The organism is Enterobacter sp. Ag1 (assembly GCA_000277545.1).
Lineage (GTDB): Bacteria > Pseudomonadota > Gammaproteobacteria > Enterobacterales > Enterobacteriaceae > Cedecea.
Window position 1 is genome coordinate 1 of record AKXM01000002.1, and the last position, 9,185, is coordinate 9,185.

Annotated in this window: 10 protein-coding genes; 8 read left to right on the plus strand and 2 right to left on the minus strand. The window is 57.2% G+C overall.

The annotated features are described in order from the left end of the window. The 6 genes from A936_RS00010 to A936_RS00035 form a co-directional block, all read left to right on the plus strand. Positions 1-446, plus strand: a 446-nt coding sequence (locus A936_RS00010; RefSeq protein WP_008453323.1) for an integrase core domain-containing protein, incomplete at its 5' end; no start/stop codon positions are given. A gap of 297 nt (positions 447-743) precedes the next feature. Further along, positions 744-1,658: a metal ABC transporter substrate-binding protein gene (locus A936_RS00015; RefSeq protein ID WP_008453324.1), complete on the plus strand. Its 915-nt coding sequence runs from the start codon at positions 744-746 to the stop codon at positions 1,656-1,658. Beyond that, the gene (locus A936_RS00020) at positions 1,655-2,473 is read left to right on the plus strand and encodes a manganese/iron ABC transporter ATP-binding protein (protein ID WP_008453326.1); all 819 of its coding nucleotides are present in this window, start codon (positions 1,655-1,657) and stop codon (positions 2,471-2,473) included. Before A936_RS00015 ends, A936_RS00020 begins: the two co-directional genes overlap by 4 nt. After that, positions 2,473-3,330, plus strand: coding sequence for an iron/manganese ABC transporter permease subunit SitC (gene sitC, locus A936_RS00025; protein ID WP_008453328.1), 858 nt, complete (start codon positions 2,473-2,475; stop codon positions 3,328-3,330). The genes A936_RS00020 and sitC overlap by 1 nt, the downstream gene beginning before the upstream one ends. Next, the gene (locus tag A936_RS00030) at positions 3,327-4,175 is read left to right on the plus strand and encodes a metal ABC transporter permease (RefSeq protein ID WP_008453332.1); all 849 of its coding nucleotides are present in this window, start codon (positions 3,327-3,329) and stop codon (positions 4,173-4,175) included. The genes sitC and A936_RS00030 overlap by 4 nt, the downstream gene beginning before the upstream one ends. Before the next feature lie 79 nt (positions 4,176-4,254). Beyond that, complete coding sequence (locus tag A936_RS00035; protein WP_008453334.1) at positions 4,255-5,118, plus strand: MurR/RpiR family transcriptional regulator; 864 nt, start codon at positions 4,255-4,257, stop codon at positions 5,116-5,118. Here A936_RS00035 and A936_RS00040 read toward each other — a convergent pair. Then, complete coding sequence (locus A936_RS00040) at positions 5,115-5,507, minus strand: RidA family protein (protein ID WP_008453335.1); 393 nt, start codon at positions 5,505-5,507, stop codon at positions 5,115-5,117. The two genes, A936_RS00035 and A936_RS00040, sit on opposite strands and share 4 nt — an antisense overlap. A gap of 197 nt (positions 5,508-5,704) precedes the next feature. Next, the gene (locus tag A936_RS00045; protein WP_008453337.1) at positions 5,705-7,141 is read right to left on the minus strand and encodes an N-acyl-D-amino-acid deacylase family protein; all 1,437 of its coding nucleotides are present in this window, start codon (positions 7,139-7,141) and stop codon (positions 5,705-5,707) included. A 201-nt stretch (positions 7,142-7,342) separates the two neighbouring features. On the opposite strand from A936_RS00045, the gene A936_RS00050 reads away from it, so the two are divergent. Both A936_RS00050 and A936_RS00055 read left to right on the plus strand, forming a co-directional pair. After that, complete coding sequence (locus A936_RS00050) at positions 7,343-8,563, plus strand: amino acid deaminase (protein ID WP_008453339.1); 1,221 nt, start codon at positions 7,343-7,345, stop codon at positions 8,561-8,563. Between the two features lie 174 nt (positions 8,564-8,737). Next, positions 8,738-9,185: helix-turn-helix domain-containing protein (locus tag A936_RS00055; protein WP_008453341.1), on the plus strand; the 448-nt coding region annotated here is incomplete at its 3' end.

Consider the following 9,185-nt stretch of genomic DNA (forward strand, 5'->3'; position numbering starts at 1 on the left):
AACGTATCCGGCCAGGTAAACCGACTGAAAACGGGCGTCACGAAAGAATGCACCGGACAATGAAGGAAGCGCTCAACCAACATTGCTCATTTTCTTCTCTGGAAGAACAGCAACAATGGTTTGACAGATGGCGAAAGGAATTCAACGAGATAAGGCCGCATAAAGCGCTTCAGGGTAAAACGCCGGCCTCGGTCTGGAAACCTTCGGAAAGACAGTTTACGGGGCCACGAACAGAAATGCCTGTCCCGGATAATGCCAGAATGTTGAGAGTCGCGCAGAGAGGAGATTTATGGTTCAACAGTACCCGAATATTTCTGAGTGAAGCGCTACGAAATGAGTGGGTCTGGATGAAACCGTTGAATGAGCAATGCGACGAAATAGGATTTGGTGAACTGATACTGGCGCATTACGACAGAATCAATCACCGTATCCTGAGGTTAGATTGAGAGAAAGGTGTAACCCATGTGACCGGTCAGTTCTGTAACCCATGTGACCGGTTCATACAGCGTAGTGCCCCCTGACACGTTCACCGTGATCTGAACGTGCAGGGGAAATCGGCCAAGAGGTGAACGGAACCTTAGCCAATCCAACATAGACAGAAGAGTTTTGTCATTAATATCCCCAGAGTTACCCCTCTTTTAAATCACACAAATGATAATAGTTTGCATTTAGTTATAGCAGCAGCTATGTTTTATAGCACTTGCTATAAACGCCGAATCTATAATCACTCGTGAGGGAAGACGATGCCCGGGAAACTGAAGTTAACGCAAAGTATTGTCGCAGCCGCCGCCGCGCTGGCGATGTTGCTGGGTGCCGCTCAGGCGCAGGCAAAATTTAAGGCGATCACCACCTTTACTATCATCGCCGATATGGCGCAGAACGTAGCCGGTGACGCGGCAGACGTGGAGTCTATCACCAAGCCCGGAGCGGAAATTCACGAATACCAGCCGACGCCGGGAGACATTCGTCGGGCGCAGGGCGCTCAGCTGATCCTGACCAACGGGCTGAACCTCGAACTCTGGTTCGCGAAGTTTTATCAACATCTGAAAGGCGTGCCCGAAGTCGTCGTCACCACCGGCATTCAGCCCACGGGCATCACCGAAGGCCCTTATAACGGTAAACCTAACCCTCACGCATGGATGTCCCCGCAAAATGCGCTGATCTACGTCGATAACATCCGGGATGCGTTCGTCAAATACGATCCAGGCAACGCGGCGACCTATACCCGCAACGCCGAAGCCTACAAACAGAAAATTCAGCAGACCATCGAGCCGCTGCGCAACGAACTGGCAAAAATTCCGGCGGATAAGCGCTGGCTGGTCACCAGCGAAGGCGCTTTTTCCTATCTCGCCAACGACTTTGGCCTGAAAGAACTCTATCTGTGGCCGATCAATGCCGATCAGCAGGGCACCCCGCAGCAGGTGCGCAAAGTGATCGACAGCATTCGCCAATACCAGATCCCAACGATCTTCAGCGAAAGCACCATCTCCGACAAACCTGCTCGCCAGGCGGCGCGGGAGTCTGGCGCACACTATGGCGGCGTGCTTTATGTCGATTCTTTGAGTGCCGCAGACGGCCCGGTACCCACCTATCTTGATCTGCTGCGCGTCACCACCAGCACCATCGTGAACGGCATCAATGCAGGGCTGAAAAAATGAGTCGTCGTCCCGGCATCGTCGTTCAGGACGCCAGCGTCACCTATCGCAATGGCCACACCGCGCTGCGGGCGGCCAGCTTTGAAATCCCGACCGGCACCATTGCGGCGCTGGTCGGCGTCAACGGTTCCGGGAAATCCACGCTGTTTAAAGCGATCATGGGCTTTGTGCGCCTGGCCAGCGGTAGCATCTCGATTCTGGATATGCCCACGAAAAAAGCACTGCGCCACAACCTGGTGGCCTATGTGCCGCAGTCCGAGGACGTGGACTGGACGTTCCCGGTGCTGGTGGAAGACGTGGTGATGATGGGCCGATTTGGCCACATGGGAATGCTGCGCATTCCCGGCAAGGCCGACAAACAGGCGGTAGACAACGCCCTCGCCCGCGTCGGCATGAGCGACTTCCGCAAACGCCAAATCGGCGAGCTGTCCGGCGGCCAGAAAAAGCGCGTGTTCCTCGCCCGGGCAATTGCCCAGGACGGCCAGGTGATTCTGCTGGACGAACCGTTCACCGGCGTGGACGTGAAAACGGAAGAGCAGATCATCGCCCTGCTGCGCGAGCTGCGGGACGAAGGCCGCACGATGCTGGTTTCAACCCACAACCTTGGCGCCGTGACCGACTATTGCGACTACACCGTGCTGGTGAAAGGTACCGTGCTGGCCTGCGGCCCGACCAATGTCACTTTTACGCAAGAAAACCTGGAACTGGCGTTCAGCGGCGTACTGCGCCACGTCACCTTAACCGGGAAAGAAACCAGCGTCCTCACCGACAACGAGAGGCCGTTTATCCACGGCGCGCCGTTAAAAGGGGAGCCGTAATGTCTGTCCTGCTCGAACCGTTTAGCTATGGCTACATGTTTAACGCCATCTGGGTATCAGCGCTGGTCGGCGGCGTGTGCGCCTTTCTTTCCTGCTACCTGATGCTGAAAGGCTGGTCGCTGATCGGCGACGCCCTTTCCCACTCCATCGTGCCTGGCGTAGCCGGAGCCTATATGCTCGGCCTGCCGTTTTCCATCGGCGCGTTTTTCTCCGGTGGCCTCGCCGCAGGCACCATGCTGTTTTTAAACCAGCGCACACGCCTGCGCGAAGACACCATTATTGGCCTTATTTTTTCGTCATTCTTTGGCCTCGGGCTGTTTATGGTGTCGCTCAATCCGACGTCGGTAAACATCCAGACCATCGTGCTCGGCAATATTCTCGCCATCGCCCCGTCGGATATCGTGCAGTTGGCGATCATCGGCTTTGTCTCACTGGCGATTCTGCTGCTGAAGTGGAAAGACCTGATGGTGACCTTCTTCGACGAAAACCACGCGCGGTCCATTGGCCTTAACCCTTTGTGGCTCAAAGGATTATTCTTCACCCTGTTGTCGGCCACCACCGTGGCGGCGCTGCAAACCGTTGGCGCGTTTCTGGTGATTTGCATGGTGGTCACGCCGGGCGCAACGGCTTATCTATTGACCGACCGTTTCCCGAAACTGCTGATCATTTCCGTCACGTTAGGCACCTTTACCAGCGCCTTCGGCACCTGGATAAGCTACTTCCTCGATGGCGCCACCGGCGGTATTATTGTGGTGCTGCAAACGCTTATTTTCCTGCTGACCTTCGTGTTTGCCCCCAAACACGGCCTGCTGGCTAACCGTCGGCGCGCGCGCCTGAGCCTGGAGCAAACGCCATGAGCCTGTTAGACACGCTGCTTTCGCCCTTCCAGTTTGGCTTTATGATCAACGCTCTGACCATGACCACGCTGGTCGCCATTCCGTGTGCGCTGCTCTCCTGCTTCCTGGTGCTAAAAGGCTGGGCGCTGATGGGCGATGCCATGAGCCATGCGGTCTTCCCCGGCGTGGTGATCGCCTGGATGGTCGGCCTGCCGCTGGGCCTCGGCGCGTTCGTAGCCGGGCTGTTTTGCGCCTTCGCCACCGGCTACCTGCAGGACAACAGCCGCATCAAGCGCGACACGGTGATGGGCATCGTCTTCTCCGGCATGTTTGGCGCCGGGCTGGTGCTCTACGTCTACCTGAAGCCAGATATCCATCTAGACCATATTCTCTTCGGCGACATGCTGGGCGTCAGCGGCAGCGATATTCTGCAAACGGGCGCTATCGTGCTGCTAACGGTAATTGTTGTGGGGCTAAAATGGCGGGACTTGCTGCTGCATGCGTTCGACCCGATTCAGGCCCAGGTCTCCGGCCTGAACGTGAAGCTGCTGAACTATGGCCTGCTCTGCCTGGTTTCGCTGACCATCGTCGCGGCGCTGAAGGCGGTGGGGATTATCCTCGCGATTTCCCTGCTTATCGCGCCAGGCGCTATCGCTTCACTGCTGACCCGTACCTTTAAAGGCATGATGCTGGTCGCGCTTGGGCAGGCTATCGTCACGTCGTTTCTTGGCGTCTACCTTTCCTTCTTTATCGACAGCGCCCCCGCGCCGACCATCGTTGTGCTTTCTGCCCTGGTCTTCATCGCCGCGTTTATTCGGGCCACGATCAAGCAACGACGTATGGAAGCGATTAGTGAGCCATTCTGAATCCGAGTGAAGCGACCCTGGCAACGGTTTTATGGTACAAAGTACCTTCTCTTTTTTGCACAAGTACCAGGGTCGCGCCATGAGCTACACCATCGATATTATCTCCTGCATCACCGACCGTTTCGTTGAGCTGACCGCCACTGAAAAGCGCATTGCGCAGTTTATTCTGGACGACGTGCAAACCGCCGCGGCGCTGCCCATTTCGGAAATGGCGCGCCAGACGCAAACCAGCCAGGCATCGATAACCCGCTTTGCCCGCGCCATCGGCTGCAAGGACGTGCGCGAACTGAAGGTCAAACTCGCCCAGTCGCTGGCGGTGGGGCAGCGCTTTATTCTCGACGTGCCGGACCTCGAAGGCGTGCAGGGGATCTACGAAACCATCATCAACGTGCTGGATATCAACCGCCGCGCGCTAAACCCGGAGTCACTCAACAAGGCCGTGACCTGGCTGAGCAACGCGCGGCAAATCCTGGCGCTGGGCATGGGCGGCGGATCAACCATTTGCGCGCAGGAGTTACAGTTTCGTCTCTTTCGTCTGGGCCTGCCGGTGGTGAGCCAAAGCGATGGCCTGCTGGCGAGAATGATGGCGGCGTCGGTGGCCTCCAACGATGTAGTGGTGGCGCTATCACTGGGAGGCTACACGCCGGAAGTGGTGGAGAGCGCGGCGATTGCCCGCCAGTACGGCGCAAAGATCATCGCCATTACCCCGCAGGGAACACCGCTGGCTGAACAGGCCGATATCGTATTACCGCTGATTATTCGTGAGAACGACTACATTTTTAAGCCGAGCACTTCGCGTTACGCCATGCTGGCGATGATTGATGTGTTGGCCACCGAACTGGCGATGGCCAACAAAAGCCAGGCGAAGGACCGGCTGCGCCGCATCAAGCTGGCGCTGGACAGCCATCGAGGCGGGGCAGACAGGCAGCCGCTAGGCGATTAACCCCGGTCGGCGCGGTAGCAGGTCACATCCACTTCAACTTTACAGTCCACCACCAGGTCCGCCACGCAGCACACGCGGGCCGGCGGGTGGTCACCGAAGAACTCCCGGAACACTTTATTGAAGGACTGGAAGTAGCGGGCGTCAGTCAGGTAGACCTTCACGTGGACCACGTCAGCGAGGGTGTAGCCCGCTTCGGTCATGATATCCACGCAGTTTTGAATCGCCAGCCGCGACTGGTCGACAATCCCGCCGTCAACCACTTCGCCGTCTTTCATCGGCGTCTGGCCGGACACATACAGCCACCCGGCCGCTTCTACGGCTTTGGCAAAAGGTAGCGGCTGCCCGCCGGTGCCGGTACTGCCGCCCACGCCATAACGTTTAATGCTCATCATTGCTCCTTGTTGATCGGTTTACCCTCACCCTAACCCTCTCCCTGGAAGGGAGAGGGGACAAACGTCCAGCTCGGGAACGGCTTCACCTTTCCCCATTGGGCAGAGGGCCAGAGTGAGGAAAAAGAAAAGATCTAATCCCAAATTCACGCTTGTTTTCCCCCTCTCCCCTCTGGGGAGAGGGGCTAAATTCATATTCACTTCTGCCGACGCAGAAATCGCCCAGCGCGACCTGTCACCTTCTGCTCGAACCCATAGCTCATCACGCCGTTCACCATCACCGCTTCAATACCCGCCGCAGGCTGCTTCGGGTTATTGAAGCTCGCGACGTCGCGCACGGTCAGCGGGTCGAACAACACCAGGTCAGCATAATAACCGCGCTTCACCAGGCCCCGTTCGGGCAACTGGAACCGCGCCGCCGACATTCCCGTCATCTTATGCACCGCCTGCGTCAGCGGGAAAAGCTTCTCGTCGCGGCTGTAGTGCCCCAGCACGCGGGGGAATGCGCCCCACAGGCGGGGATGCGGCATCGGATCGTTCGGCAGCCCGTCTGACCCGACCATTGTCGCCGGGTAGCGCAGCACACGCCGCACGTCCTGCTCGTCCATGTTGTAGTAAATCGCCCCTGCGGGCATCAGTAATTTTCCCGCTTCGTGAAGTGACATCGACCAGTCATCAGCAATTTGCTTCAGCGACCGCCCGGCGACCTCCGGGTGCGGTTCAGACCAGGTAATCACGATCTCGAACTCGTCGGTGATCTGTTTCATGTCCAGCGTTGAAGAGCTGGCGGAATACGGATAGCAGTCGCAAGAGACATCCTGCTGCTCGCGTACTTTGTCGAACAACTTCAGCGTTTCAACCGTGCGGCCCCAGTTTTTCGCCCCGGCGCATTTGTGGTGCGACACCACAACCGGCACTTTCCCGTGGCGGCCAATGCGGAAAGCCTCATCCAGCGCCTCAAGAATCGGCTCAAACTCGGAGCGCAAATGGGTGGTGTAAATCCCCTTCTCCGCCGCTAATTCCTCCACCAGCGCCATCACCTCTTCGGTGGTGGACTGGAACGCGCTGGCATAGGCCAGGCCGGTGCTCAGCCCAAGCGCCCCCTGCTGCAGCGCCTGTTTTAGCTGGCCGCGCATGGCGAGAATCTCCGCTTCCGTCGCCGGGCGGAACAAATCATCCATCTGGTTGTTACGCAGCGCGGTATGGCCTATCAGCGTACCCACGTTAATCGCCGGGCGAGCCTGCTCCACGGCATGGGCGTACGCTTCGACGGTGGGATAAACAAACTGGTGCGCCTCACCCAGCAAATTCATCGGGTCGGGCACCAGCGCATTGATGGTCGCCCCCGCCGCACTGATGCCGCAGTTACCGACGATCACCGTAGTAATGCCCTGGCTAATTTTCGGCAGATACTCAGGAAAACGGATCACGTTAATGTCGTCATGGGTGTGAACATCAATAAACCCCGGCGCTAATACCCGCCCGCTGCCGTCGATCTCATGCACGGCCTCGCTGGAAATCCCCGGCGCAATATCGGCTATTCGGTCACCCTGCACCGCCACATCGGCCAGGTATTCCGCACCGCCGGAGCCGTCAATCACGGTGACATTCCTGAAGAGATAATCGAACTTCATCTGCGCCTCACGCCAGTCATAATCTGCGTGCAAGTTAACCATTTACAAGCCATAAAAACAGTGAAAAACTAAACAAAATCCTTGCAAATCAATGATACTTTTATTCATAAAATTCAAGATAATTGGATAATTAATATAAATAACATCAAGTTAAAATTGATACTCAATCTGAAAGAAAGAATAATCCCGAGGAAATACGTTATGAAATACCAGGAAATTAACCTTGTACCCCATAAGTCCGCCCTCATGCATTCCCCTGCCAATGTCCTCAACGAAGACGTCTGTTTGCCCGCCGCGCTGATCAAAAAATCTGCTTTGAAGAACAACATCCGGTGGATGCAGGCCTACGCCGATGCGCGCGGCGTTTCGCTGGCGCCACACGGGAAAACCACCATGACGCCGTGGATCTTCCAGCAGCAGCAAAAAGCGGGCGCGTGGGCCATCGGCGTAGGCAGCGCATGGCAGGCGAGCATCGCGATGTCCGCGGGCATCGAGCGAGTGCTGATGGTTAACCAACTGGTGGGCAAAGCGAACATCACGCTGGTGTCGCAGCTAAAGCATAAACATACCGCCGTCGACTACATTTGCTGCGTGGACAGCGAAGCAAACGCCCGTACCCTGTCAGACTTTTTTAGCCAACAGGGGCAAACCCTCGACGTGCTGATTGAGCTTGGTGTGCCGGGTGGACGCTGCGGCTGTCGTAGCCCGGAACAAGCGCTGGCGCTGGCAAAGCGGGTGGCAGAATTACCCGGCCTGAATTTACGCGGCCTGGAGCTGTACGAAGGCGTGCTGCACGGCGACAATCCGCAGCCAAAAATAGAAGCGCTGCTGCAAGAGGCGGCCGCGTTAGCCTGCCAGATGGAACGCTATGTTGACGGCGAGTTCCTGCTCACCGGCGCGGGTTCAGTCTGGTACGACGTAGTGTGCAATATCTGGCTCGCCGCAGCAAAACCGGCCAACTGCCGCATTGCGATCCGCCCGGGCTGTTACATTACCCACGATGGCGGAATTTATCAGGAAGCCCAGGATCAGCTGATGGCGAGAGATCGGATCGCCTGCGATCTCGGTGGCGATCTGGTTTCCGCGCTGGAGCTGGTGGCAATGGTGCAGTCGGTACCGGAAAGCGATCGGGCGATTGTGAATTTTGGCAAGCGCGACAGCGCGTTTGATGCCGGCCTGCCGCAGCCGATAGCCCACTATCGCCAGGGCAAGGCGCTGGCTTCGCCGTCGGAAACCATCGAAGCCACCGGGATTATGGATCAGCATGCCATGTTAAAACTCAAGCCGGGTGCGGACGTGCAGGTTGGGGATATTCTGGTGTTCAGCACTTCTCACCCGTGCCTGACGTTTGATAAGTGGAAGGCGCTGCTGCTGGTGGATGACGAATATAACGTGCTGGATGAGTTAGAGACGGCGTTCTAGATCTTACCCTCAACCTAACCCTCTCCCTGGAAGGGAGAGGGGATAAAAACCACTCACTTACCTAAATTCCCCCTCTCCCCTGGGGTGTACGGTCCGGGGACATCGTGAACACTTGTTCGGGGACATGGTAGACACTTACAACTAAGGCATAAGAACCCGTTTATGGAGCCGCTTATGCCGTGGGATGCGAGAGATACCATGTCATTACGTTCTGAGTTTGTTCTGCTCGCCTCGCAGGACGGGGCGAACATTCGTCTTCTGTGCCGTCGCTATGGCATTTCTCCTGCCACTGGCTACAAGTGGCTTCATCGCTGGTTACAGGACGGCACTGCCGGTCTTGCTGACCGTTCACGTGCACCACACTTTTCCCCCGCAAGAACCGACGACAGCATTACCGACCTGCTGCGGATGGCACATGCCACACATCCACGCTGGGGTGCCCGCAAGATTAAGGGCTGGCTTGAAGACCACGGGCATCAGTTGCCCGCCTTCAGTACCGTTCATAAGCTGATGGCCCGTCACGGTCTGCTGCCCGGTGTTCCTCCCGGCATCCCGGCTACCGGCCGCTATGAACACAGTGCGCCTAACCAGCTCTGGCAGATGGATTTTAAGGGCCACTTTT

Bases quoted from the DNA above. Each gene is read 5' to 3' on its own strand.
- A936_RS00015 (WP_008453324.1), top strand. From the start codon at position 744: ATGCCCGGGAAACTGAAGTTAACGCAAAGTATTGTCGCAGCCGCCGCC.
- A936_RS00020 (WP_008453326.1), top strand. From the start codon at position 1,655: ATGAGTCGTCGTCCCGGCATCGTCGTTCAGGACGCCAGCGTCACCTAT.
- sitC (WP_008453328.1), top strand. From the start codon at position 2,473: ATGTCTGTCCTGCTCGAACCGTTTAGCTATGGCTACATGTTTAACGCC.
- A936_RS00030 (WP_008453332.1), top strand. From the start codon at position 3,327: ATGAGCCTGTTAGACACGCTGCTTTCGCCCTTCCAGTTTGGCTTTATG.
- A936_RS00035 (WP_008453334.1), top strand. From the start codon at position 4,255: ATGAGCTACACCATCGATATTATCTCCTGCATCACCGACCGTTTCGTT.
- A936_RS00040 (WP_008453335.1), bottom strand. From the start codon at position 5,507: ATGAGCATTAAACGTTATGGCGTGGGCGGCAGTACCGGCACCGGCGGG.
- A936_RS00045 (WP_008453337.1), bottom strand. From the start codon at position 7,141: ATGAAGTTCGATTATCTCTTCAGGAATGTCACCGTGATTGACGGCTCC.
- A936_RS00050 (WP_008453339.1), top strand. From the start codon at position 7,343: ATGAAATACCAGGAAATTAACCTTGTACCCCATAAGTCCGCCCTCATG.